Genomic DNA, 25,872 nt, shown 5'->3' on the forward strand with positions numbered 1-25,872 from the left:
AAAACCTCTTATATTTCTCTTAATCTCTCCATAACTACGCTACATTATTTATATGTTCGGTCTGAAAAGTAGGCTTAGTTATGAGTATCTATAACAAAATTTTAGTTGTCGCAGACATTAATCACGATGAGCAACCTGCTCTAGTTCGTGCTATCCAACTTGCAAAGAAAAGCACTTCAACAAGCCACATCACTTTCTTTTTGTCGATTTACGATTTCTCGTATGAGATGACATCAATGCTTTCTGTTGATGAAAGAGACGCAATGCGCAAAGGTGTGATTCATCAACGCGAAATTTGGATGAATAAAGTCGCGGAACCTTACCTTGATGATTCTATTGAATTTAATGTTCAAGTGGTTTGGCATAACCGCCCTTATGAAGCGATCATTGCAGAGGTATACAGTGGCGGGCATGAGATCTTAATCAAGGGTACGCGCAAGCACGATACCTTAGAGTCTGTGATTTTCACCCCTACAGACTGGCACCTATTGAGAAAGTGCCCTAGCCCAGTGCTCTTAGTTAAGAATGATTTCTGGCCTGACAATGCGAAGATTTATGCTTCGGTACATGTAGGTTCAGAAACAGAAGCTCACTTAGAGCTTAACGATACTATGGTTGATAGATTGCTTGAGATTACGGGGCGTCTGGATGCTGAACCTTTCTTAGTGAATGCCTACCCGGTTACGCCAGCTAACATTACGATTGAATTGCCTGAGTTTGATCCAACGTCTTACACAGATGCGGTTCGCGGCCATCACTTAACGGCAATGAAAGCGCTGCGTCAAAAGCATGGTATGTGCGAAGAGCAAACGGTTGTTGAGCAAGGTTTACCAGAAGATGTGATACCAAGAGTAGCGTCTGAAAACAGCGCCGCTATGGTGATTTTAGGAACGACAGGCCGTACTGGTTTATCTGCCGTGTTTATTGGTAATACCGCTGAGCACGTTATCGATAAGATTAATTGTGACGTTCTGGCTCTTAAGCCATCGGGTTATGTGAGCCCTCTCGATCCTAACCTTGCTAAAGGCTAAAGATTAAAGGTTTAAAAATCGACAATCTGAATATGTATTTTAATCTGCATATTTAACCTATAAAAAAACGCCTCAAGCATTGCTTGAGGCGTTTTTATTTATCTATACGTTATAAGATTCTTCGACGAATAAGGCTTAAACGTTGGTGACATCAATGTACAGAGACTCATCGATGTTTGACGACGAGACTTCAGCTTCTTCGAATTCGTATGCTTTGCGCTCTTCAGTACGGTCTAACGGTAAGTTAATGAAATCAAACAACTCACGGTCTGCCAATTGGCTCGGACTCACGTTCTGAATTGACTTGAAGACCTTCTCAACACGGCCTGGAGTCTGTTTATCCCAATCAATTAGCATCGCTTTGATGTTTTGACGTTGTAGGTTTTCTTGAGAACCACACAGGTTACACGGAATGATCGGAAACTCTTTGTGCTCCGCGTATTTGATTAGGTCAGTTTCGCGACAGTAAGTCAGAGGACGGATTACTACGTTACGACCATCGTCAGAGCGAAGCTTAGGCGGCATAGCCTTAAGACGAGCACCGTGGAACATGTTCAGGAACATAGTCTCAACAATGTCGTCTAGGTGGTGACCTAGAGCAATCTTCGTTGCGCCAATCTTCTCTGCAAACGAGTACAAAGTACCACGACGCAGACGCGAACAAAGGCCACACGTCGTCTTACCTTCTGGCACTTTCTCTTTTACCACTGAGTACGTATCTTTATCTACGATGTAGTAAGGAATGTTCAGAGTTTCAAAGTACTCAGGAAGGATATGCTCAGGGAACCCAGGTTGTTTTTGATCTAGGTTTACTGCCACTACATCAAATTTGATGGGTGCTGCTTCACGTAAACGTAGCAAAATGTCTAGCATCGCAAATGAATCTTTACCGCCACTAATGCACGCCATTACTACATCATTCTCTTCGATCATGTTGTAGTCGACGATGGCATTCCCAACATTTCTTCTTAGAAGTTTCTGAAGCTTGTTGAATTCAAGTGTATCTTTTTTATTTTCGTTTTGGTTCATTGCGACTCTCACACCGTCGTATTACCGACTGTAGATTGCTAGTGGGACTGTTTTAGGGCGTGGATTATACGGATTTTTATTTCAGGTTGAAACAGTAACGGTAGGATAAACAAGCTGAGCAGGAGAAAGATCCTGCCATATCATGCGTTCTGCTCTCTAGAGGTGAGAAAACACGTCGTAATAAGAGGTAAGAATCAATGATGAAAGAGTATTGAGATATGTGATTTGGCAAGATCAAAGGTTTAGATTTAAGACTATAAATAAAAACAGCCTGTTCAGAGAAGAACAGGCTGTTTCGTAAAGATCTTACTGAAGCGAAATAAAGAGCTTCAGGCTGTTCGTAATTATTGCGCTGGGATGTAAGGCAAAACTCGAACAGTGGCTTCTGGTAACGTGATGCTGTCACTTCCACTGAGCTCAGCCAGCGTGAATTTCGCGCGCCCTTCTTCAATTGGGATTTGCTTACCGTTAGACAGAGCAATGTTGCCTTCAAGCTTATTATCAAACTCTAACGTCAAGCCTTGGATATCTGGTGTGAACCAACTAGAGAACATGCCGCTTACGTCTTCTAGCATCGCTTGCATCTGCGGTAACAGGCTTTCTAGCTGTGCAACTTCAACCGTTCCAGCTAAAGGTTCCTGTGTCATGACAACCAGCGAATACGCGCACTCTTGTTCTTGTGTTTGTACAAAGATAAGAGGATTAGCTGAACGTAGGTTTTGATCGACAGGTAGAAGAAGTTCATTGGCTGGAGAGACTTTTAGCTCTTCATAATGTTCTTCCTTCTCCATCCAAGCTTTGCTGATATGACAAGTTGTCTGAGCTTTTTGATCAACAAAGAAGACCGCAACTTTGACATCATCATGCCCTTCTTTGGTGTTGTTTTTAAGCTGTGTGTAGAGCTTGGAATACGTGAACATGTATTCTTGAGCTGAAGCTGGAAGAGAAACCCCAAGGCTGAGTGAGGCTAATAGAGCGAGTGCTGTCTTTTTCATTATTATAATCTTGTCGAAGTTGAGCGTTCATAATTAAAAAGAGCAGCTGTTAGCTGCTCTTTGTGTGATGCTGTTTGGATGATAACTTACTTTCGTGGTTAACCAAACTGAGACCAAATCGAGTTACTTTTTCCAGTATACCTCGTTGTGACGGATCATAGCTTGTAAATCAGTCACATAGTCTGAACCTCGCTCAGAATATTTTAGCAAGCCGTTGGTTAGCTCTGTCGCAGATTCAGTGGTTAACAAATCGTCGCCCTGAGTAGCAAGCTTCGCTCGAATCGCTCTTAAATCGGCATAAGCACGGTTACGGTTCAAGTTCATGAAGTAACGATGAACTGATTCTTGGCTTGAAGAGAATGTAGCCACTTCATGCGAACTGCCTTCGTTACGTTGTAGCGGAACCAGACCACAACCTTTGGTGTAACACCAATGTCCGAAATAGTTGTTGGCTTTAGTAGCAAAGCGAGATGTACCCCAAGCCGATTCATTAGCAGCCTGTGTCAATACAAGCGCCTCTGGCAGTACGTTAACGCGACTAAGCATTTCCGTAAGCCAAGCTTGATCTAATCCTGAAGATGGCACTGGCAAGCTGTATAACTTCCCTAGCCTTTTCGCATACGACACGTCTTCTGAATCAATATTCGTAATACCTGATTCAGAGATCTTGTTTAAAAACGCACGCTCTTTGGTAATTCGCTTGTTCTCGATGTTGATGCTAGGACGTAGGTAAGAAAAGAAGGTCTCTTTTTTCTCGTTCACATCTTCTATGGCCGCAAAATTTGGTCGATCTGAAGCTACGGTCAAATCACCAAATTCACTTGATGTATTTGAACTTTGGTCTGCCGAGCGTCGGCGCTCTTCTTCTTGGTAAATGTAAGGGCCAACCAGTGAGATAGAGCCCACGATCGCCAGTGCAGTAACCTTTAACGCAAGAGATTTACTTGCGCTGCCTTTGACATTATTACGCATCGAACACCTGAGGATTTTTGTTTTTGTTACCGTCGTTACTGTTGTTGCCGCCGTCATTATTGTCGTCATTGCTGCTGTCGTTATGATCGTCATCGTTATTTGGTCGATCTGACGCAATAACTTTTAACTTAATACCAAACATTTCGCGGTAAAGAATGCCTTTCACGTGGAAGAAGAATGGTAAAACGAAGATCAAGCCAATGCCGTACATCATTGCAGCGACGATAAACATCAGCATCACTAATAGGTAAATAGATGCAACGGTGAAGATTTTCTTATTTACCGCTCGTAGTGAAAGCAGCAGTGATTGCATTGGCGGAACTTTCTTATCACAAATCAATAGGATTGAATGGCTGAAAGCCAGTGAAAAGTAGATAGAAAGAAACGGTAATAGCATCCCAGCGATACCTTGCAGCATTAAACTGAACAAAGTCACCAAGATAACCGGTACGGTAAATTGTAAGCCTTTACCAATATGACGAGTTTTGGTGTGCAAACCTGCAGCGTGGCTCATTGCCATTAGGCTGATGCCCGCATAGATAGGTGCACTCACCACTTCATAGCTAAAGTTAGCGATGAAAATCGATTCAACGATTTGTGGGGTAAATGCCTCAGGGTCGATAACAGCATCTAAAATGACTGCAGGATCACCAAGTTGTAATTTCAATGCGATGTAAAAAATAGCCAGTTGCACGAACATCAATGCAACGATCGCAGGAGAAAACGAAAGAAAGTGACTTACCGTATGTTTCCATGCTTCTTGGAATACAGCCGTTGCTTTGAGCTCATAATCGCCGGAAAGTGCACGGTCGATACTACCGCCCAAATTAAAATCTTTTTCGATGTCGTTGTTCATATTGATACCTAGGTGTGTTCAATTGCTTGAAGCCACCTAACTTATTGATAAAAAATTACCTTCATTATACTCATATGTCGGACACAAACTAAAATATGAATCTGTAACAAGGCTTGCTTTTGCGTCTTAATGGTTAATAATTAGACACTTATTAAGGTGTAAACCCAATAAATAACAGTATGGTAAAGGATGTTTACTTTTACCTGCGAAATTTTTTATCTTCGAATGGTAAAAAATGCTTTGAATTCACGTTTTTGGTGATTATCATGCGCGCCTTAAAAGTGTATAGCAACAGGTCTCAAATAGAACCAAGGTGGAGAAAAACAGACGTTGAACGCTAAAAAATCAGTAGGAAAGCCAGTCGTACAGTTAACTGGCATTAGTAAAAGTTTCGATGGTAAGGAAGTCATCGGCAATCTTGATCTAAACGTAAATCATGGTGAGTTTCTCACGATATTAGGCCCGTCCGGTTGTGGTAAAACTACGGTACTAAGAATGATTGCAGGGTTTGAAACGGCAGATAGTGGTGAAATACTATTAGCCCAACAGAATGTAACCCAAGTTCCTGCTGAGCAAAGGCATGTTAACACTGTATTCCAAAGCTATGCCCTATTCCCACATATGACCGTTTTCGACAATGTGGCATTTGGTTTACGCATGCAGAAAGTGCCAAACACTGAGATTGAACCTCGTGTAATGGATGCTTTAAAAATGGTGCGCCTACAACAAATGGCACAACGAAAGCCACACCAGCTATCCGGTGGTCAACAGCAACGTATCGCAATCGCTCGTGCTGTCGTTAATAAGCCTAAGGTTCTTTTGTTGGATGAGTCTCTATCTGCTCTTGATTACAAACTACGTAAACAGATGCAAATTGAGCTTAAACAACTGCAACGCCAACTTGGTATCACGTTCATCTTTGTAACGCATGACCAAGAAGAAGCATTGTCTATGTCAGACCGTATTATTGTTATGCGAGATGGCGTGATTGAACAAGACGGAACACCAAGAGAAATCTACGAAGAGCCTAAGAACTTATTTGTTGCTCGTTTCATTGGTGAAATTAACGTATTCGAAGCGACAGCGAAATCTCGTCAAGATGAAAAGCGCATTGTTGCGACAATCGAAGGTGAAGAGTCAATTATCTATCACGATAAAGACGTAACACCGGGCCAAAAACTGCAAGTACTACTTCGCCCTGAAGATCTTCGTATCGAAGAAATTAAAGAGTCGGACCAAAGCGGTATTGTTGGCCACATTGTCGAGCGAACCTACAAAGGCATGACATTAGATTCAGTCGTAGAACTTGAATCAGGTATGCGTGTCATGGTTAGCGAATTCTTCAACGAAGATGACCCTGATGTTGATCACTCACTGGGCCAAAAAGTTGCAGTAACTTGGGTTGAGAGCTGGGAAGTGGTGTTAGAAGATGAGCAAGAAGTTTAATTTACAAAACGCGATTGTTGCTTTAATCACTGGTTGGTTAGTGCTGTTCGTGATGATTCCAAACATCATGATCATCGGTACTAGCTTTCTAACTCGTGATGAAGCGAACTTGATCGAGATGACCTTTACTCTCGACAACTACGTGCGTTTGGCTGACCCGCTGTATTTTAAAGTGTTGATGCACTCTTTCTATATGGCAATTGTCGCAACCCTACTTTGTTTAATTATTGGTTACCCGTTCGCCTACATCGTGGCAAAAATGCCTGCGAAATGGCGTCCAATCATGTTGTTTCTAGTGATTGTGCCATTCTGGACAAATTCTTTGATTCGTACTTACGGATTAAAAGTGGTTCTGGGTACTCAAGGTGTGTTGAACAAAGGCTTGTTGGCGTTAGACATTATCGATAAGCCACTTCGTATTATGTATTCAGAAACTGCAGTAATGATCGGTTTAGTGTATATCCTACTTCCGTTCATGATTTTGCCGTTGTATTCAGCGATCGAAAAGCTAGACGATACTTATTTAGAAGCAGCTAAAGATCTAGGTGCGAACAAACTTCAAACGCTATTGAAGGTTGTTTTACCGCTAACGATGCCTGGCATTATCGGCGGTTGCTTACTTGTATTGCTCCCTGCGCTTGGCATGTTCTACATTTCAGACTTGTTGGGCGGTGCTAAGAACCTGTTGATCGGTAACGTCATTAAGAGCCAAGTGCTTAATGCCCGTGATTGGCCGTTTGGCGCCGCAACCAGTATTGCACTGACTACCGCTATGGCCGTGATGCTTTATGCCTACTACCGTGCAGGCAAGTTATTGAATAAGAAAGTGGAGCTAGACTAATGGGTCGCACAGTTAAGTTCAGCTTTATGGCGCTGGTATACGCTTTTCTATACCTACCTATTATCGTATTGATTGCGAACTCATTTAATGCCAATAAATTCGGCATGAAATGGGGTGGCTTTACCACTAAGTGGTATGACGCGCTGATCAACAACGACAGCCTAATGCAGGCTGCGTGGCACTCGATCAACGTAGCGGTGTTCTCAGCAACTGCCGCAACGATTGTCGGAAGCCTGACTGCCGTTGCCCTATTCCGTTACCAATTTAAAGGTAAAGGCATCGTCAATGGCATGTTGTTCATCGTAATGATGTCACCAGATATCGTAATGGCGATTTCGCTTCTTGCGCTATTCTTGGTAATGGGTGTGCAACTTGGGTTCTTTACCCTACTTGCAGCGCATATTACTTTCTGTTTGCCGTTTGTTGTTGTCACGGTCTACAGTCGCTTGAATGGCTTTGATGTGAAGATGCTAGAAGCCGCAAAAGATTTAGGTGCAAGTGAATGGACGATTTTAAAACAGATTATCCTTCCTCTTGCTAAGCCAGCGGTTGCTGCGGGTTGGTTATTGAGCTTCACTCTGTCTTTGGACGATGTGATCATCAGCTCTTTCGTTACAGGGCCAACCTACGAAATCTTACCACTGAAGATTTACTCGATGGTTAAAGTCGGTATATCTCCAGAGGTCAATGCCCTAGCAACAGTGATGTTAGTGGTGTCGTTAATACTGGTGATTATTTCTCAGTTGTTAGCGAGAGAGAAGATTAAGTAAGTCTCCTACTCTTTACAGAGACTGACTTGATAAGAAGTTAAGATACTTCAAGTTCAATAAAAATGTTAATCATAAACAGAATGGTAAATTGCCATTCTGTTTTTCTATCTACTGCCTTTAGGCAACGTTTAGTTTGGAGCTAACGTCAATGAAAAAATGGGCTACTCTATTAGCTGGTAGTGCATGTGCGCTTTCAATGTTATCTGCACCATCGTTTGCAAAAGATGACAAAGAATTGGTATTCATGAACTGGGGACCTTACATCAATAGTGAGATCTTAGAACAGTTCACTGATGAAACGGGCATCAAAGTGATTTACTCGACTTACGAGTCGAATGAAACTTTGTACGCAAAATTGAAAACGCACAATAAAGGTTACGACCTTGTGGTTCCTTCAACCTACTTCGTGTCTAAAATGCGCGACGAAGGCATGCTTCAAAAGATCGACAAAACTAAGCTAAACAATTTTGCCAATCTAGATACAAACTACCTAGATAAGCCGTACGACCCTAATAACGACTACTCTATTCCGCACGTAGTTGCTATTACTGGTTTGGCTGTTAACACAGACATGTACGATCCAGAAGATTTCCAAAGCTGGGCAGATTTATGGAAGCCTGAACTTGAAGGTCAGCTAATGATGATGGACGACACACGTGAAGTGTTCCACATCGCGCTGCGTAAGTTAGGTTACTCCGGTAACACGACGAACGAGCAAGAGATCGACGAAGCCTACGCTGAACTGCGTAAGTTGATGCCGAACGTTCTTGTGTTTAACTCTGATAACCCTGGTGTGCCATACATGTCTGGTGAAGTGGGTCTTGGTATGCTTTGGAACGGTTCTGCTGCTGCAGCGCAAAATGAAGGTCTGCCGATTAAACTGGTTTTCCCTAAAGAAGGCGGCATCGGTTGGGTTGATAACTTTGCTATCAGTTCTGGCGCAGTAAACGTAGAAGCGGCTCATAAGATGATAGACTTCCTACTTCGCCCAGAAATCGCAGAGCAAATATCTCGTGACACAGGCTACCTAACGGCAGTTAAAGCGTCTAATGAGAAGTTCAAAGATAGCCCTGCTTTGTTCCCGTCACAAGAAGACCTTGACCGTGTGGAATGGCAAGCTGCGGTTGGCGATAAGACAGTGAAGTACGAAGATTACTTCATGAAGCTTAAAGCCGGTCAGTAAGCGAGTTCGTTATCTAATTGCTCTGGTCAACAGAGGCTAGTAAGTAACTGGTTTACTTAACAAGTCTAGTTAGGTAATCAACAAGTTAAAAATAAGAATATCAATGAATAGGCAGCTTAGGCTGCCTATTTTGTTATATCACTGCTATAATTCAGCGCGATTTTTAGAAATCCATTTACTTTGGGTTCAATACCCAGCTCCAAATCAAACAAATGAACGGAACAGTAATGAAAAAAACACTGTATACCGGCGCATTGTGTGCTGCTACTTTACTTTCTACACCCTCTTTCGCAGCTGACCAAGAACTGTATTTTTACAACTGGTCTGAATATATTCCAAATGAAGTACTAGAAGACTTCACAGAAGAGACTGGCATTAAAGTCTATTACTCAACTTATGAGTCTAACGAAAGCATGTACGCTAAGTTAAAAACTCAAGGTACGGGTTACGACTTAGTAGTTCCTTCTACTTACTTCGTTTCTAAGATGCGTAAAGAAGGCATGCTTCAAGAGCTTGATAAAACTAAGCTAAGCCACTTTGCAGATTTGGATACAAATTACTTAGATAAGCCATTTGACCCAAACAACAACTACTCGATCCCATACATCTGGGGCGCAACGGGTATTGGTATCAACTCAGATATGCTAGACAAGTCTTCAATTAAAAACTGGGGCGATCTGTGGGATACACAGTGGGAAGGTCAACTGATGATGATGGATGACTCTCGTGAAGTTTTCCATATCGCACTGTCTAAACTGGGTTACTCTCCAAACACAACGAACCCTGAAGAAATCAAAGCAGCGTACGAAGAACTTCGTAAGCTGATGCCAAACGTATTGGTATTTAACTCAGATTTCCCAGCGAACCCTTACCTAGCGGGTGAAGTGTCTCTTGGTATGCTTTGGAATGGCTCTGCTTACATGGCACGTCAAGAAGGCGCAACGATAGACATCATCTGGCCAGAGAAAGGCGCTATCTTCTGGATGGACAGCCTAGCGATTCCAGCAGGTGCTAAGAACACTGAAGCGGCACATAAGATGATCGACTTCCTTCTTCGCCCTGAAAACGCAGCTAAGATTGCTTTAGAGATCGGTTACCCGACGCCAGTTAAAACGGCTTACCCTCTTCTTCCTAAAGAATTTGCTGAAGATAAGAACGTTTTCCCACCACAATCAGTGATGGATAACGGCGTTTGGCAAGATGAAGTTGGCGAAGCGAGCGTCATTTATGACGAGTACTTCCAAAAACTTAAAGTAAACAACTAGATTGTTACTGACTGATTAATAAAGCGGCGTAAGCCGCTTTATTTTTATCTACACTTTATATAGGATTGAATAAACAATATGAAGTGCGATTTAAAATGCCAGCGAACCCTATATTATTGGTTGTTACTTTAATGCTTCTTGCGTCATTCTTGATGCTTGGCCTGAGTTCGTTTATACATATAGAGTCAAATTACGACCTGTTTTTTGAAACAAATACGCTCGTGATTACCATGTACATCTACTACGTTGCTCGTCACGCCATTCGCCCTCACAAAGTCCTTCGTTACGGCGCCCTACTGCTTATTTTTAACCTATTTTATGATGTGACCACAGAACTCAAACATCTCGATGAATGGGCAGACAGAAACGAACTACTCGACACCTTTCTTGAAGATGGTTTATTGCAAATAGCTTTCCTACTTATTGCCTACGGCATTACTGAGCTGACAACCCAATTAAAAGACCAAAGTAAGCAAGATGAACTAACCGGTTTGTATAACCGTAAGAAGTTCGATGCGATAAAATTGAAAGAATTCGAACTCATCTATTTCGATTTGGATGGTTTAAAAAAGGTGAATGACCGTAAAGGCCATAAAGTCGGAGACCTCATGATCGTTCGCTTCTCTCAGGCATTAAGCCAAGCGGTATTAGAAGATGAAATGGTGTTTCGCGTTGGCGGCGATGAGTTTATTGCAACAGCGCAGCTGGGTCGTGGTGGTGAGTTCGTCAGTCAGGTAAGTAATCTACTTCACGGAGAAAACATCTCCTTTTCTTACGGCATTGAAGTCACTTGCCAAGAGGACTTTCAGCAGGCGCTTGATAAGTCAGATAAAGCGATGTACGAAATGAAAAAAGCGCAGCGTTCAGTCGATGTTAGCTCTCAATCTTCAGTGAGTTAAGATTTTAAGAGGCCGCCATTTGTCGTTATGAACAAAGTCTTCATCAACAAAAAAGCAAATACCTATCTAACTTACTTGCAGTTAGACGTATTTGCCTTTTGGCTAAGGCTCGATCAAAAGCTCTGTATCGAGTTTAAGCGGTTAAAGATCCTTTCTCAACAGACAACAGCTCACCGACTAATTTCGGCACTTCAATACTGGCTTTGCCGTAGCGTTTCTCTTCAAATTCGCTCTCAACCGCACTCGGTTCAAGGTTGATCTCGATAGTGTGTGCGCCATGCATTCTAGCGTCATGAACAAAACCGGCCGCTGGATAAACCACACCTGACGTACCGATAGAGATAAACAAGTCTGCGTCTTCTAATGCAGAATAGATGTCGCCCATTCTTAACGGCATTTCGCCAAACCAAACAATATGAGGGCGCATTTGAGCTGGGATCTGGCAACAATGACAAAGCTCACCGGTTTCAATATTGTCTTTATGCTCGATAACCTGATTGGATTCGCTGCATCGCGCTTTCAATAGCTCGCCGTGCATGTGGATGATATTGCTGCTACCACCGCGCTCATGCAGATTGTCGATGTTTTGAGTGATGATTGTTACTTTGCCGTCGAGCTTGTCTTCAAGCTCTCCTAGCGCCTTATGGGCTGCATTTGGCAGGATGCTTTCGCTTTGTAAGCCATGACGACGCTTATTGTAGAATTCTTGCACCAAATCGGGATCTTTTGCAAAACCTTCAGGTGTCGCGACATCTTCGATTTTATGGTTTTCCCATAATCCGTCTTGCGCTCGAAATGTTTGTATCCCCGACTCCGCTGAGATTCCGGCACCAGTAAGAATTACGATATTTCTGTATGGGAAATGCATATAACGTCCTTTTAGATATGTCACTTTGTAACAGCTTAGCACTGTTCAAATTCCAACAATAGTTTTAGGGATTAGACCATAGTCTTAGCCAACTGAATTCATTGGTTATTTGTGACATAACTCGCTCGATATCTGCTGTTCAGAAATGAAATAGGCACAAAAAAAGCGGCCGAAGCCGCTTAATGTTTATCTATTGAAGCGTGATCAGTCTTCGTTGATTGATGAGATCTTATGGATAGAAAGATCCGCGCCATTAAACTCATCTTCTTCACTTAACCTTAGGCCAGTTACTTTGCTCAACACACCGTAGACAACCAATGCACCGATTAAAGCTACCGTAATGCCCGCTAGTGTACCAATCACCTGAGCAGTGAAGCTTACGCCCCCTAGCCCCCAGAATGCTTGCTGACCGAAGATGCCCGCGGCAATGCCGCCCCATGCACCACATACACCGTGTAGAGGCCACACACCTAGCACATCATCTATCTGTGTTTTGTTCTGCATGTAAGTGAACAAGTAAACGAACAATGCGCCAGCTACGCCGCCAGTCACTAATGCGCCTAATGGGTGCATTAAGTCTGAACCTGCACAAATCGCTACTAAGCCAGCCAAAGGACCATTATGGATAAAGCCCGGGTCATTCTTACCTGCAACAAGCGCCGCTAGAATGCCGCCGACCATCGCCATCAATGAGTTCATTGCAACGAGTCCACTGATGCCGTTGATTGCTTGAGCAGACATCACGTTGAAGCCAAACCAACCCACACATAAGATCCAAGAACCTAATGCTAAGAAAGGAATGTTCGATGGTGCGAAGTTGGTGTGTTTGCCAGCGCGGATTCGGCCTTTACGCATGCCAAGGAAGTAAACCGCGACCAATGCAATCCAGCCGCCAACACCATGAACCACAACAGAACCCGCGAAGTCGTGAAATCCGTAACCAAACTGACTTTCTAGCCATGCTTGAAAGCCAAAATTACCGTTCCAGATGATGCCTTCAAAAAACGGGTAGATGAATCCAACGGTAAACAGTGTCGCAATCAAGATTGGGTAGAAACGTGCACGTTCTGCAATACCACCGGATACAATCGCAGGGATTGCTGCGGCAAAGGTCATTAGGAAGAAAAACTTAACCAGCTCGTATCCATTCCCTTGCGATAGCGTTTCTGCGTCTGTAAAAAAGTGAGCACCATACGCGACCCAATAACCGATAAAGAAGTAAGCAATGGCGGAGACTCCAAAGTCCGAGAGGATCTTAACCAACGCATTAACTTGGTTCTTTTTTCTAACTGTACCGACTTCCAAAAATGCAAAACCAGCATGCATTAAGAAGACCATGATCGCGCCTAGTAATAAAAATAGAGTATCCGAACTCTGCGTCAAGCTCTGTACTGCGCTATGAACTTGGTTAACCGTTTGACTCATTAAAGCTCTCTCCCTTAGCTTTGCCTCAATTGCACTAGAACCGTGCGAATTGATGTCGTAATTAATTAAAGACTCAACAGTAAACGCAAGATGCGTTCCAACTCGGTTACGCAAAAAACGTGCAACAAGGTGTTGCTTTAAGTTGTTGATATTTATTGGTTAATTTATTAGGTGCACTTTATTGGTTCTCAGAGAGAGAAAATATTCGATAACTGATTGCACCAATTGAGGGAGTTGCACCATATTGATGCGGTCAATGTAGGGCATTAGATCAGTTACCTAGCGACCAAACGACAAAAAGCCCAGTGAAATGAATCACTGGGCTTTTAATGTCTTTCGCTTATTAGAGTTAACTCATCGACAAAGGCGTTATTATCGAGTTTGATAACCCAAACGACTTAACATATAAACGCTTAAAGGTTTGGACCTGTTGTCGGGTTTTGCGGTAGGTTTTGACTTAAACGCTGCATGCCTTGATACATGCGAATAAACCACACCACAATCGCTACACCACCAAATAACATGCCCACATATGGAATGTAGTAAGCGATGTCATCGATAATATGGTTTTGATACCAGTAATCGTTCACACCGATCAACACGCCGTTTGAGGTCGCTACCGTGACGATAAGCACAACAAAAAACGTCAGGTTCAAGAAGAACGAGCGAATCAAGCCGTAGTAATGGGTATCCACTACTTCGCCGTCTTCGCCTTTATCTAAACGATAGCCCGCGTAGATAATGGCAATCACACCAGAGAGAAGACAAGTAAATGGTGTAAAGCAGCTTAGGATGTAAGCAACCCAAATACCCTTATGAGGTTTGTTCATTCTTATTCACCCCTTCCGTTTTCTCTGTTGCTACGTTAGCGCTTTGTTCAACGCCGTTTTTCTCTTGTTCCATCACTTCTTTGTACCAAAGGTCATGGTGTTCTTTAGCCCAGGTTTCATCGACTTCGCCTGTTACCATACCTTCTAGTGCGCCTTCCATACCGAACAAGCCAATATAGATGTGGAACACAAAGCCACAGATAAGGATCAGAGCAGCAAGCATGTGAACTAAGTTAGAAAGCTCCATATCACGTCGTGTTTGGCCAAAGATTGGGAAATCTAACACCAAGCCACTGATCGCAGCGACACTGCCCATAACGATAAGCAGCCAAAATAGCGCTTTTTCACCCGCATTCGAAAACTCTGCAGATGGATGAGAACCTTTGTGTTTCCCTACCATACCACCCAGTTTCATGAACCACTGGATATCGACCATCTTGAAGATTGACTTGCGCCACCACTTGATAAGAACAGCCATCAACAGCACATAGAAAATCGGGCCGATGTAGTTGTGGTATTGCTTCGCCAATAGAACGATAAAGCCCCAAAGGTCAGTTGGAATGTACGGCTTCAAAAAGTGCTTGCCGTAAACCAACATCAAACCACTGAACGCGAGCGTTAAGAAAGTAAACGCCATGCTCCAGTGCAACGCACGATCCAGTCGAGACCAACGTTTGATCTTACGGCCAGTTCTTGGCGCACTCAGCATTAGTGGGCCAATCACAACGTACATTAGAGTAACGAAAGCAATACTGCCAAAGATAGCAACTGCGCCGGCTGGCGACATCCACTTCTCTTTCAATATGTACCACGTTTGCCCGGGCGTACTGATTAACACACCGTGCTCAGCCGATTGAGAGGTGGTGTAACCTTCCTCACCGTTTCTTACTTGTCGCCAAAAATCAGCGCCAGCAAGTTGTGTGATTTCTCTTTCAGCAGAGCTCGATTGAGTTTGTGATGAGTTCGTCTCAGATGCATGACTCAAAGGAGACAGCATTGTTAGTGCTGCCAACATCGGCAGCACAACAAGGAAGAGACGCTTAAACATTGTAAGCATATGTCTCTCCTAACTAGCTCTTCATCGCATCGTAAGAAAGGTCGTTGCCGTCTGTCCAACCAGCACCTTTCGCACCACGTTCTACAACACGCTGACGGAAGATATCAGAGACTTGTTCAGCATCACCTGCAAGCAGCGCTTTTGTCGAACAAAGCGAAGCACACATTGGTAGTTTGCCTTCAGCAATACGGTTCGCACCGTACTTCTGACGCTCTTCCACAGAACCTGGCTCTGTTTCAGGGCCGCCAGCACAGAAGGTACATTTGTCCATCTTACCGCGCTCACCAAAGGCTTCCTGTTTAGGGAATTGCGGTGCGCCAAACGGACAAGCAAACAAGCAGTAACCACAACCGATACACAGATCTTTATTGTGAAGTACGATTCCGTCTTCTGTATGTTCAAAACAGTCTGCTGGGCAAACTGCCATACAAGGGGCATCAGTACAGTGCATACATGCGACTGAGATAGAGTTTTCACCCGGCTCACCATCGTTCAGTGTCACAACGCGGCGACGTTGAATACCCCATTCCAGAGCATCATCATTTTCGTTCTTACATGCAGTGACACAACCGTTACATTCGATACAACGTTTGGTGTCACAAAGAAATTTCATTCTAGCCATTTTAAGACTCCTTACGCTTTACGAATATTACAAAGGGTTACTTTCGTTTCCTGCATCAACGTGACAGGGTCGTAACCATATGTGGTTGCTGTATTGGCTGCTTCGCCAATAACGTAAGGATCAGTGCCTTCTGGGTACTTAGAACGCAAATCTTCGCCTTCGAACTTACCACCGAAGTGGAACGGTAAGAACGCTAACCCCGGTTTAACACGACGAGTAACCATCGCTTTCACCTTGATACGGCCTTTCTCAGCGCCTTCAACCCAAACATCATCACCATCTTTAAAGCCAATGTCGTTTGCGTCTTTCGGGTTCACTTCAACAAACATCTCTTGTTGAAGTTCTGCTAGCCATGGGTTTGAACGTGTTTCTTCACCACCACCTTCGTACTCAACCAGACGACCAGAAGTCAGAATGATTGGGTATTCAGCAGACTTGTCTTGGTCTTGAATTGACTTGTACAACGTAGGAACACGGAAAATCGCTTCTTTGTCGTCCCAAGTTGGGTAATCAGCAACAAGATCACGACGTGGCGTGTAAAGCGGCTCACGGTGTAGAGGTACGCGGTCTGGGAATGTCCAAACAATCGCACGCGCTTTCGCATTACCAAACGGAATACAACCATGCTTGATAGCCACACGTTGGATACCACCAGAAACGTCAGTCTTCCAGTTCTTACCTTCCGCTGAAGCTTTCTCTTCTGCAGTTAGATCGTCCCACCAACCCAGTTGCTTCAGAAGTTTGTCACTGAATTCTGGGTAACCGTCTTTGATTTCGCTGCCTTTCGAGTAGCTGTCTTCCGCCAAAATACTTTGACCTTCGAACTCCACACCGAAACGAGTACGGAAGTTACCGCCGCCCTCTGCTACTGGTTTAGACGTATCGTAAAGGATATGCGTACCCGGGTGTTTCATTTCTGGGTTGCCCCAACAAGGCCACGGCAGACCGTAAGTCTCGCCATTCGCTGGGCCGCCTTCTGCAGCAAGCGTTGTTTTGTGGAACGTGTGCCAGTTCTGTTGGTGCTCTTTCAAGCGCTCAGGGCTTTGACCTGTGTAACCGATCGTCCACATACCCTTGTTGAATTCACGAGTGATGTCTTCGATAAGCGGCTCGTTGTTTTCAACACGGATGTTTTTGAACAGCTGATCAGAGAAACCAAGCTTCTTAGAAAGAAGGTACATGATTTCATGGTCAGGTTTAGATTCGAACAAAGGCTCAACCACTTTGTCACGCCACTGTAGAGAACGGTTTGATGCCGTTACACTGCCGTAGGTTTCAAATTGAGTTGTTGCAGGAAGTAAGTAAACGCCGTCAGTACGATCGTTCATTACTGCTGCTACTGTTGGGTATGGGTCAACGATAACCATCATATCCAGCTTCTGCATCGCCTTCTTCATCTCTGGACCACGAGTCTGAGAGTTCACCGCGTGACCCCAGTAGAACATGGCACGAATGTTTTCGCGCTGACGGATGTTGTCTTTGTTTTCAAGTACACCATCAACCCAACGAGATACAGGAATACCTGCACTGTTCATTGGTTTTTGACCGCCATAAGCGTTGTCGTCAAAGCGTCCCTTGACCCAATCAAAGTCAACTTCCCAGACTTTAGACCAGTGGCGCCAAGAACCTTCAGACAAGCCGTAGTAGCCTGGTAGAGTGTCAGACAGTACGCCAAGGTCAGTTGCGCCTTGTACGTTATCGTGTCCACGGAATATGTTTGCACCGCCGCCTGATTTACCGATGTTACCGAGCGCTAGCTCAAGTACACAGTAAGCACGAGTGTTGTTGTTACCAGTAGTATGTTGAGTACCACCCATACACCAAACAATACAACCCGGGCGGTTTTCAGAAAGTAGTTTCGCAGTTTGGTAAACGTCTTCTTCGCTTACACCAGTCACACGCTCAACTTCTGCTGGGTTCCATTTCGCCACTTCTTCACGGATTTCTTCCATGCCGAATACACGTTGGCGAATGAACTCTTTGTCTTCCCATTGGTTTCCAAATACATGCCATAAGATGCCCCAAATGAAGGCAACATCTGAACCCGGGCGAAGAGAAACATAGTGATCAGATTTCGCAGCAGTACGCGTACGACGAGGATCCGCAACAACGATCTTACAGTTGTTCTTCTCTTTCGCGATCAGGATGTGTTGCATCGCAACCGGGTGAGCTTCTGCAGGGTTCGAGCCAATGAATAGCATTGATTTACAGTTGTGCATGTCATTGAACGAGTTTGTCATTGCACCGTAACCCCAAGTGTTTGCAACACCGGCTACTGTGGTTGAGTGACAAATACGCGCTTGGTGGTCAACGTTGTTTGTTCCCCACAAAGACGCCATCTTACGGAATGCGTAAGCTTGCTCGTTACTGTGTTTTGCACTACCTAAGAAGTAAACCGAATCAGGGCCAGATTCTTTACGAAGTTCTAGCGCCTTGTTGCCGATTTCTTCAATCGCTTGTTCCCAAGAAAGCTTCTTCCACTTACCGCCTTCCAATTTCATTGGATACTTAAGACGACGTTCACCGTGGCCATGCTCACGCAGTGCGGCACCTTTCGCACAGTGTCCACCAGCGTTGAATGGGTGATCGAAAGCAGGCTCTTGACCCGTCCACACACCATTTTGAACTTCAGCGTAGATACCACAACCCACAGAACAGTGAGAACAGATAGTACGTTTTACTTCTGTTTTCGCTTCTGGGTCGACTGATTTAGCCTGTGCTTTCTTCATCATGCCCGGTGCGAATAGACTTGCGCCTACAACCGCGCCACCAGCAGCAAGTGAAGTGTTTTTCATGAAGGCGCGACGAGACACACCTAGCTGATTGGTTTCTTTGCTCACACTATCGGAGCGTTTGACAAGTTTCATCCGTTATCTCCTAAAGTGTGTCGTAGTAATCGCGAATATGTTGCGTTTCACGATAGCCCGTCTTCTTCACGTCTTTTTCAGGCATTTCAACCGTTTCTGAAGCGGTTGCCACTTTGGTTGTACCAGCGACAACGGCACCAGCAACGGCTGCAGTCGTTAAACCTTTGAGTAAGTCTCTACGGCTTGTATCTATTTCTTTATTATCTTTCATCATTGCTTCCTTACCTTGCGGTAGATCTTTTTGGAGGCTTCATGCCCCTCTATCGATATAATCGCGTACTGCTCGATTACTCGTAATCAGTGACGTTTTTCACATCAATCTTTAATTTGTGTTTACTGCTTTTTGTATTCACGCTGAAACGAACCTGCTCCAACGTTAAGAATGCTTCACATAGCTGAGCTGCAGATTTGTAGAAGTTGGCACTCTCTGCTGCTTCAAGCTGACGTGTAAATGAGTTAAACCAAGGACCGATATGTTTATTGAAAACGGCTTGTTGTAACGCGTCTTCTTCATCGGTTAGCATCGCCATTACTTCACAAAGAGCCGCGATATGATCTTCAGGCTCTTTAACCTGCTCATCACGCTCAATGCCAAGCAATTCAAGATCGTGACGGATCTCAGCTAATGGTTTTTCCATCATCGATCCTGTTCTATGCCAAGATCCAAATGGAACAATCTCTCCGCGGCCAATGCCGATGAAAAGATTCTGATATTCATCTTCTAGTGCTTCGCGGTTTGATTCGGTTGCCGCTTGTTGAATCGCAATCCAAGCCTTTTGCATCGCACTCTCAGACGCTTCAATGTCTAGCGTCTTTAGAAAGTCGATCACCTCTTCAGAAGGTGCGCTACGAAATAATGCAGAAAGAACCAGATAGATTTCTGTTCTTAGTGTCTGTTCTTGATCTAAATGAGTATCCAAGTCCAACTCCTAGTATTTCAATTGTTTCAATGGGTCTTGAGCCATTGAATCGAACATGTCTACCACACGGCAGTCTTCACACATCGCAATACGATTAATTGCTGTCTCATCCGAGAAATGAGAGTGACCGCGTAACTTATTCTGTAGCATGTCAATCATAGACTGCGGTGCGAATGGCTTATGACAACGTAAACATTCCGCTGCTTTCTCTTCATGAATCACAACAGCCTTCTGACGTTCTTCTTTCACCCAATTCATACGAGGAGTCAGAGTAAGAACGTTCTCAGGACATGCCTTTTCACACAAACCACATTGAATACAGTCTTGTTCTACAAACTTAAGCGATGGAGACGCGCCGTCGGTATGCAGCGCACGTGTAGGACACACAGCAACACAACTCATGCATAACGTACAATCTTTGCTTTCACACGAAACCGTGCCGTATGGCGCATTCGAAGGAAGCTCAACAATGTTTTCAACCGGAATACGAGATGAAGACATTGCATCAAGTGCTGTGAATAAACGTTGACGCTTATTGCCTTGAAGATCGCCAAGTGCAAGGTCGAACGAATCCACACATAGTGTCGGAGGGCCTTCGCGAAGCGATTCTAGGTAAAGGATATCGATGGTTTCTTTCGGAATACCAATCTGGTCAAGAAGCTCTTGAGCGATCCCGACTTCGTTATTCAGAACACGAATGATGGTTTCTGGCATGAAGCGAGAAGCTGCAAACAGAACTTGAGTCGCGCCATTAACTAAAGCTGCAAACCACGTATCAATACCAATAGATGGCAGTTCTTCAACAACAATCGGAATCACGTTATCTGGCAGTGCTTTAAGCGCCATCACATTGTAGGTTTCATGACGTGAGCTACAGATAAGCACGATAGGATCAAGACCGCCCGCTTGCTCATAGTTAGCTAGCGTACGTTCAATGAATTTTTGGGTATCGTCAGGGTTTGGAAGCGCATAGGTAATCGCTTCTGTAGGACAGCTCGTTGCACAAGTTCCCACGCCTTGACATAAATAAGGGTTAATCTCAATCTTGTGACCTGTCTTATCTGAACCTTCACTTGAAAGAGCGCCAGCAGGACAAGCATCAACACAACGCTCACAGCCTTTAACGCCACGTGAACTGTGCGCACAAAGGTCTGTGTCTAGACGGAAGAACTTAGGCTTATCGAACGTGCCCATTAGCGTTGGAATCTCTTCTAACGCTTCAGCCAGTTTTGGATAACCGCGCCCTACTGGGTAATAACCAGGAACAGGTACTTCTTCAGTCATGCAACTATTCAGGCAAAGGTCTAAAACCACATCGAAACAATCGTGATTAATAGCCACTTTTGCCAAGTTGCTTGATGTGCCTTTGCTTTCAATCAGAACTTCAAACGTGCCAAGGAAACCGGATACTTGAACCGAATTTGCGAAGTACAGTTCTGGGTTAGTTCCCTTTTCTCCATCTGTAGAAAGTAAAGTTAGACTCGTCAGCTGAGGTAATTGCGCAGCCGCACTCTCAATGATCTTTGTTGGACCAATGATGAGTGTGTTTCCCCCGCTCTCATAACTTACTGTCGGTGGAATTAGGTTTGTTAACTCAACTGTATTTTCAAATGCATACAGTCTTGCTTTAGCGTTATTTGAAGTTGCTTGTTCTAATAATTGTTTAAGCATTGCTCAGTTCCATCTTTGGACATGGATAATCTGTTCAATCTTCATTGTAGTTAGCGTTAGAGAACTTGCTGAGTAATCGGTTAACAACTAATGGTTTCATTAGCTATTCGTTATCTAGTCAACTTTACTCTGGCTATCTACAAAAAAGTCGATAATGAACGATATTTAGCAAATGCCATGCCAATTTAATAATTTATTATTTTCAATGAATTAGCGTGTTTTTTAGTTTGTTAAGCTTACAAAAAAGCCGCTTGGGACATTTTGTCGCAAGCGGTTCATTGAGTGTTTAGTCAAAATGTACCTATTCTTTGTGTGGTATATTTTGTCCCATCTCTTTTAGGTCATCTTCGTTAGTCTCAGTATCACTATTGCTGAATGCTGTGTTTTTATACAGTCCTTTTTCTTCCCCCGCAATTTCGTCACTTTTACTAAGTTCTGATTCGGTTTCTTCGGCTTCATTAATAGAGTCATCAACCTCATCAATCAAAGTTTCTTCTTCATTATCAGCGACTTGTTCAGGTTCGTTTACTGTGTCGTCTTCTGTCTTGTCTTTTACCCAATCGCGAAGAGTTTCTGCAACACCTTCAGAGAGAGTCTTCAAATTGCTGTAATCGTCGTCGTAATCGTCCAAGCCATCACGCACGTTAAACTCCTCTGAGAGGAATAATTTACGTAATGCGGCTTTTTTTACGCTTTCTGAGGCTTCCGACACTAATAATTGAGCAACAGACAAATCTTCAGTGGCTTCTGATGCGGGATCTTGAACGTCTGAAGCATGAACTTCTTCATTGGTTTCTAAAGCGTCACTCTCTAAAGATTGAGGCGCTGCTGCTTCCATTTCAGACGAAAGATCAGCAGGCGAAATCTCAGAAGATGAAGAATCAGAAGAAGTGAGTTCTGTTGATTCCAGTGTTTGCTCTACTTCCAAAGGTTCGTCTGTGGATCCATCAAGCTTTCGTTGAGACCAACGGCTAAAGAAGTTAGTTGCCATTTGATCTACCCGCACCTTTACGTTTCTTACGTCTTGCTTCTAGCAACTCACCATGACGGCCGATGAAGGCTTCCATCCAAGCCTGTACGGGCAAAGGAATATCGTAAGACAACACTTGATTGTCTCCATCCATATACTGCCCTGCGACCGACTGAGAAGCTGTCAGCAATTGAATAACGGGCTTAACACCTGAATCAACGTTATCCATAACTAAGAATAGCTTTGGTTGTTGGGAGCTTAAATTGAAGCGGTAGTCAGTACGCTCGTCTTTGTGTAACTGAAGTAAACAAACGTCTGGGGCGTCATCTTCTGGTGACAGTTCAAACCCCATCAATTCCCATTGAGTGGTTACCCAGATACCTGTCTTGATCTCTTTCTCTATTCTTTGGACACCTATTGGCCAAGCTGCTTCTGTTTTTTCATATTGTTCTTTGAATTCTTTTATCTCAGACATACTTCACCCAATTGATTTTCTTTGGTCTGAATGTGCTTAGGACATTTTGTACTTAGCTCAATCATATAAGCGCTATAAAGCAATAAACACGCCAATACATGTTAACTTTTACCATCTTACATGATGGCTTTAGTTATTAAGTCGTATCTATAACGGTAGTCGATACACGTAAATTCAGACAACTCCACTCGGTGAACTCTCATATTTTGCGCTATTTTAATCGAATGCTTCATGTTTTCCTGAATACCCGTTATTTTGGAATAAGATTTGCTTTAAGCATGAGTTAAAGAATCGATTAACAGGATCGGCGTTAGACCCTCTTGTTAACTTCTTATCTCTTAAAATCGCTATCTCATTAAGTAGGACGTGACTGTGGTAAAACCAAACATAATAAAAACTAGTGAAAACCCACTTCAAACAATCGAAGTTGAAGTGTTTGATGAATATGGTGAGAAGCTAACCAAACAGATCGCTTGCGAACGCCCTCTTACCGTCATGTTGAACTGGAAAGAGATCGTAACCCTGATGACGCTCGGCTCACGCCCTGAATCTTTAGTCTTGGGTTATTTGAAGAACCAAAGCTTCCTTTCTGACCCTGAAGCGGTTGAATCTATCATCATTGATTGGGAAACCAGCTCTGCAGCGGTTATCACCAATGAAGATACGAGCCAGCTTGAGCAAGCGCTTAAGAAGAAGACGGTGACCTCTGGCTGTGGTCAGGGCACCATGTTTGGTAACGTGATGAAGCAGTTGGAAGATTACCAAGTACCTCAAACCAAGATTAAGCAATCTGAAATCTATACCGCTCTAGAAGCACTGACTCATTACAACGACACCTACAAGAAAGCTGGCGCAGTCCATGGTTGTGCAGTTTGCAAAGACGACAAGGTTCTATCGTTTGTCGAAGATGTTGGCCGTCACAATGCGGTAGATACGTTGGCTGGTGAGATGTGGCTTAACAAAGAGTCTGGTGAAGATAAGATTTTTTATACTACTGGCCGCCTGACTTCTGAAATGGTCATCAAAGTGGCTCAGATGGGTATTCCTGTTCTGTTATCACGTTCAGGTGTAACGCAAATGGGATTAGATTTGGCTCAGCAATTTGGTATCACAACCATTGCTCGCGCTAAAGGCCTGCGTTTCCAAGTGTTCACTGGCGCAGAGAAGATTGAATTCGATGTAAAAGGTGACCAGTAAACGATCATTCGTTTTAGACACTGGTTATCTATTAGAATTAAGGTGCAAGTGTAAGCTTGCACCTTAATTCCACCTTTCTTCTCGTTCCAAACTCCTAATCTCCCCCCTATTTCTCAAGTACATTTCCCTTTTCAAAACGACTTTGATCTTTTCGTTTGGTTTTATTGAACGTTATCTTCAAATTAACTAGATATACCGAACGTTAACAATTCTTTATCTTGTGTTCCGTGAACAGAGCGAAGCACGCACTTATTGTGCTGCTTGGCAAAAGCTTCACTTCTTTGAATGCTCACTTCGAAGAAAACACATAAGAAACAAAGAATTGGATAACAATATGAAACAGCCTTTAAAAGCTCTAGCAATCGCTCTTGGACTGACCTTGGGCGCCAACTGTCACGCAATTGAACTTAAGCCAGTCGATACGGATTTTACATTACAAATACTGGGTTCTGGCGGTCCTATCTCGGATGACCTACGTGCATCATCCGGTGAAATCGTATGGTGGAAAGGCAAATCACGAATCATGATTGATGCCGGTGGCGGTGTTTACCTACGTTTTGGTCAAGCGGGTGCAAAACTTGAAGACCTAGATTTCATGGGTATCACTCACTTCCATACCGATCACGTTAATGATTTGCCTGCTCTTCTTAAAGGTGGCTACTTCTTTGAACGTGAAAAGGCGTTGGAGATTTCAGGTCCAACCGCAGGTTCAGCATTCCCAAGCCTTAACGGTTACTTCGCAGCGAATTTTGACCCAGACCATGGTGCATACGCTTACCTTGCCGGTTTATACGATGGAACCGATGGCCTATTCCCAGTCAATCTTACCGATGTTGACTATCAATCCACAGTGCCAACCGTCGTTTACGAAAAAGATGGTTTGAAGATCACTGCTCTGGGTATTCCTCATGGTGATGTGCCTTGTCTCGCTTACCGAATCGAAAGTGAAGAAGGCGTGATGGTGATTTCAGCTGACCAAAATGGTAGCAACCCTGCGTTCTTAGACTTCGCTCGTGGCGCCGACATCATGATGATGCCAATGGCGATTCATGAACAAGCCGATGGTGTTTCTACATTCATGCACGCCAAGCCTTCTGTCATCGGTGAAATTGCTAAAGAGATTAATCCAAAAATGTTGGTACTTAACCACTGGATGGGTCTAGGCCTTAAGCGCAAATCTGAATCGATCAAAATCGTACGCGAATACTACAACGGGCCAATCATGTCTGGTCGTGATTTGGCTAGTTTCCCTATGTCTGCTGTAAAGGAGAAATAATATGAACAACAAAATCGCCCTATCAATCGCGATCACCTCTGTGATTAGCCTTAACTCTGCAATGGCGTTTGCTGATGCACCTGCCGAAGCCCCAGTTGAAGCTAAGCAATCTTCAGGACACGGAGGTAAATGTGCCGCGGGTAAATGTGGTACAGAAAAACGCTTCGAAAAAGCGGAACTGACAAGCAACCCTCAAGACCGTTTAGTGCGTGCACGTGATGGGAAATGTGGCTTAACGGCTGAAGGTATCTCGCCAAGTAAAGAGCGCATCTTAATGGCGAATAGCAAGGTGACAGGTGGTGTATGTGGCCAGTAGAAACGCATAAAACTCACGCTATAAAAACTGGAGCTTTAAAAACTAATACTTTAAAAACTAAAGCTTCAGCATCAAATGACCGAGCCCCTAA

At 43.8% G+C, this 25,872-nt stretch carries 25 protein-coding genes; 10 read left to right on the plus strand and 15 right to left on the minus strand.

The genetic code is table 11. The annotated features are described in order from the left end of the window. Positions 1 to 80: 80 nt before the first annotated feature. Positions 81 to 1,031, plus strand: a complete 951-nt coding sequence (uspE, locus tag OW495_RS18840) for a universal stress protein UspE (protein WP_017108024.1) — start codon at positions 81 to 83, stop codon at positions 1,029 to 1,031. 135 nt (positions 1,032 to 1,166) lie between these two features. Here the strand turns inward: uspE and ttcA are convergent, their stop codons facing one another. The 4 genes from ttcA to OW495_RS18860 all read right to left on the minus strand — a co-directional run bounded on the left by ttcA (position 1,167) and on the right by OW495_RS18860 (position 4,883). Continuing rightward, entirely contained in the window at positions 1,167 to 2,060 is an 894-nt protein-coding gene (gene ttcA / locus OW495_RS18845; protein WP_102339636.1) for a tRNA 2-thiocytidine(32) synthetase TtcA, read from the minus strand. A gap of 344 nt (positions 2,061 to 2,404) precedes the next feature. After that, complete coding sequence (locus OW495_RS18850) at positions 2,405 to 3,055, minus strand: DUF2987 domain-containing protein (protein WP_076672085.1); 651 nt, start codon at positions 3,053 to 3,055, stop codon at positions 2,405 to 2,407. A gap of 123 nt (positions 3,056 to 3,178) precedes the next feature. Next, positions 3,179 to 4,027 (minus strand): glucosaminidase domain-containing protein, encoded by an 849-nt coding sequence (locus OW495_RS18855; protein ID WP_065112613.1) that lies wholly within the window; start codon positions 4,025 to 4,027, stop codon positions 3,179 to 3,181. Further along, positions 4,020 to 4,883 (minus strand): hypothetical protein, encoded by an 864-nt coding sequence (locus tag OW495_RS18860; RefSeq protein WP_102512789.1) that lies wholly within the window; start codon positions 4,881 to 4,883, stop codon positions 4,020 to 4,022. The genes OW495_RS18855 and OW495_RS18860 overlap by 8 nt, the downstream gene beginning before the upstream one ends. Positions 4,884 to 5,213: 330 nt before the next feature. Between OW495_RS18860 and potA the strand changes: the two genes are divergently transcribed. From potA to OW495_RS18890, 6 genes are all read left to right on the plus strand, one after another. Next, positions 5,214 to 6,329 carry a spermidine/putrescine ABC transporter ATP-binding protein PotA gene (gene potA, locus OW495_RS18865; protein ID WP_102311103.1) on the plus strand — a complete coding sequence of 372 codons (1,116 nt, stop codon included), beginning with the start codon at positions 5,214 to 5,216 and terminating at the stop codon, positions 6,327 to 6,329. After that, complete coding sequence (gene potB / locus OW495_RS18870) at positions 6,313 to 7,170, plus strand: spermidine/putrescine ABC transporter permease PotB (protein WP_060467661.1); 858 nt, start codon at positions 6,313 to 6,315, stop codon at positions 7,168 to 7,170. Before potA ends, potB begins: the two co-directional genes overlap by 17 nt. After that, positions 7,170 to 7,940: a spermidine/putrescine ABC transporter permease PotC gene (potC, locus tag OW495_RS18875; RefSeq protein ID WP_004733706.1), complete on the plus strand. Its 771-nt coding sequence runs from the start codon at positions 7,170 to 7,172 to the stop codon at positions 7,938 to 7,940. The genes potB and potC overlap by 1 nt, the downstream gene beginning before the upstream one ends. Positions 7,941 to 8,088: 148 nt before the next feature. Further along, positions 8,089 to 9,123: an extracellular solute-binding protein gene (locus OW495_RS18880; RefSeq protein WP_102512790.1), complete on the plus strand. Its 1,035-nt coding sequence runs from the start codon at positions 8,089 to 8,091 to the stop codon at positions 9,121 to 9,123. Between the two features lie 227 nt (positions 9,124 to 9,350). Then, positions 9,351 to 10,388 carry an extracellular solute-binding protein gene (locus OW495_RS18885; protein WP_289887760.1) on the plus strand — a complete coding sequence of 346 codons (1,038 nt, stop codon included), beginning with the start codon at positions 9,351 to 9,353 and terminating at the stop codon, positions 10,386 to 10,388. Positions 10,389 to 10,471: 83 nt separating this feature from the next. Continuing rightward, positions 10,472 to 11,287, plus strand: a complete 816-nt coding sequence (locus OW495_RS18890; RefSeq protein ID WP_065112611.1) for a GGDEF domain-containing protein — start codon at positions 10,472 to 10,474, stop codon at positions 11,285 to 11,287. 133 nt (positions 11,288 to 11,420) lie between these two features. On the opposite strand, the gene cobB is transcribed toward OW495_RS18890, so the two are convergent. The 11 genes from cobB to OW495_RS18945 all read right to left on the minus strand — a co-directional run bounded on the left by cobB (position 11,421) and on the right by OW495_RS18945 (position 22,992). Further along, positions 11,421 to 12,155 carry a Sir2 family NAD+-dependent deacetylase gene (cobB, locus tag OW495_RS18895; RefSeq protein ID WP_065112610.1) on the minus strand — a complete coding sequence of 245 codons (735 nt, stop codon included), beginning with the start codon at positions 12,153 to 12,155 and terminating at the stop codon, positions 11,421 to 11,423. Positions 12,156 to 12,359: 204 nt separating this feature from the next. Beyond that, positions 12,360 to 13,580 carry an ammonium transporter gene (locus OW495_RS18900; RefSeq protein WP_099167315.1) on the minus strand — a complete coding sequence of 407 codons (1,221 nt, stop codon included), beginning with the start codon at positions 13,578 to 13,580 and terminating at the stop codon, positions 12,360 to 12,362. Positions 13,581 to 13,993: 413 nt separating this feature from the next. After that, positions 13,994 to 14,410, minus strand: coding sequence for a hypothetical protein (locus tag OW495_RS18905; protein WP_010440849.1), 417 nt, complete (start codon positions 14,408 to 14,410; stop codon positions 13,994 to 13,996). Further along, positions 14,394 to 15,467 carry a formate dehydrogenase subunit gamma gene (locus OW495_RS18910; RefSeq protein ID WP_017107102.1) on the minus strand — a complete coding sequence of 358 codons (1,074 nt, stop codon included), beginning with the start codon at positions 15,465 to 15,467 and terminating at the stop codon, positions 14,394 to 14,396. The genes OW495_RS18905 and OW495_RS18910 overlap by 17 nt, the downstream gene beginning before the upstream one ends. Before the next feature lie 13 nt (positions 15,468 to 15,480). After that, positions 15,481 to 16,089: a formate dehydrogenase FDH3 subunit beta gene (fdh3B, locus tag OW495_RS18915; RefSeq protein WP_010440854.1), complete on the minus strand. Its 609-nt coding sequence runs from the start codon at positions 16,087 to 16,089 to the stop codon at positions 15,481 to 15,483. 11 nt (positions 16,090 to 16,100) lie between these two features. After that, positions 16,101 to 18,956, minus strand: a complete 2,856-nt coding sequence (locus OW495_RS18920) for a formate dehydrogenase subunit alpha (protein WP_065103416.1) — start codon at positions 18,954 to 18,956, stop codon at positions 16,101 to 16,103. 10 nt (positions 18,957 to 18,966) lie between these two features. Then, complete coding sequence (locus OW495_RS18925; protein ID WP_029225905.1) at positions 18,967 to 19,167, minus strand: twin-arginine translocation signal domain-containing protein; 201 nt, start codon at positions 19,165 to 19,167, stop codon at positions 18,967 to 18,969. A 76-nt stretch (positions 19,168 to 19,243) separates the two neighbouring features. Next, on the minus strand, positions 19,244 to 19,876 hold the full coding sequence (locus tag OW495_RS18930) for a molecular chaperone TorD family protein (protein ID WP_017112080.1): 633 nt from the start codon (positions 19,874 to 19,876) through the stop codon (positions 19,244 to 19,246). A 9-nt stretch (positions 19,877 to 19,885) separates the two neighbouring features. Continuing rightward, entirely contained in the window at positions 19,886 to 21,547 is a 1,662-nt protein-coding gene (locus OW495_RS18935) for a 4Fe-4S dicluster domain-containing protein (protein ID WP_065112606.1), read from the minus strand. Positions 21,548 to 21,848: 301 nt separating this feature from the next. Further along, a complete protein-coding gene (locus OW495_RS18940) occupies positions 21,849 to 22,538 on the minus strand; it encodes a DUF3306 domain-containing protein (protein ID WP_289887766.1) in 690 nt (229 codons plus the stop codon). Then, on the minus strand, positions 22,528 to 22,992 hold the full coding sequence (locus tag OW495_RS18945; RefSeq protein WP_017112077.1) for a DUF3305 domain-containing protein: 465 nt from the start codon (positions 22,990 to 22,992) through the stop codon (positions 22,528 to 22,530). The genes OW495_RS18940 and OW495_RS18945 overlap by 11 nt, the downstream gene beginning before the upstream one ends. A gap of 372 nt (positions 22,993 to 23,364) precedes the next feature. On the opposite strand from OW495_RS18945, the gene fdhD reads away from it, so the two are divergent. From fdhD to OW495_RS18960, 3 genes are all read left to right on the plus strand, one after another. Further along, positions 23,365 to 24,189, plus strand: coding sequence for a formate dehydrogenase accessory sulfurtransferase FdhD (fdhD, locus tag OW495_RS18950; protein WP_017107095.1), 825 nt, complete (start codon positions 23,365 to 23,367; stop codon positions 24,187 to 24,189). A 334-nt stretch (positions 24,190 to 24,523) separates the two neighbouring features. Further along, the gene (locus tag OW495_RS18955; protein WP_289887767.1) at positions 24,524 to 25,465 is read left to right on the plus strand and encodes an MBL fold metallo-hydrolase; all 942 of its coding nucleotides are present in this window, start codon (positions 24,524 to 24,526) and stop codon (positions 25,463 to 25,465) included. Between the two features lies 1 nt (position 25,466). After that, positions 25,467 to 25,781 carry a hypothetical protein gene (locus OW495_RS18960; protein WP_017112074.1) on the plus strand — a complete coding sequence of 105 codons (315 nt, stop codon included), beginning with the start codon at positions 25,467 to 25,469 and terminating at the stop codon, positions 25,779 to 25,781. Positions 25,782 to 25,872: the final 91 nt, after the last annotated feature.

Source organism: Vibrio sp. 14N.309.X.WAT.E.F5 (assembly GCF_030397615.1).
GTDB lineage: Bacteria > Pseudomonadota > Gammaproteobacteria > Enterobacterales > Vibrionaceae > Vibrio > Vibrio lentus.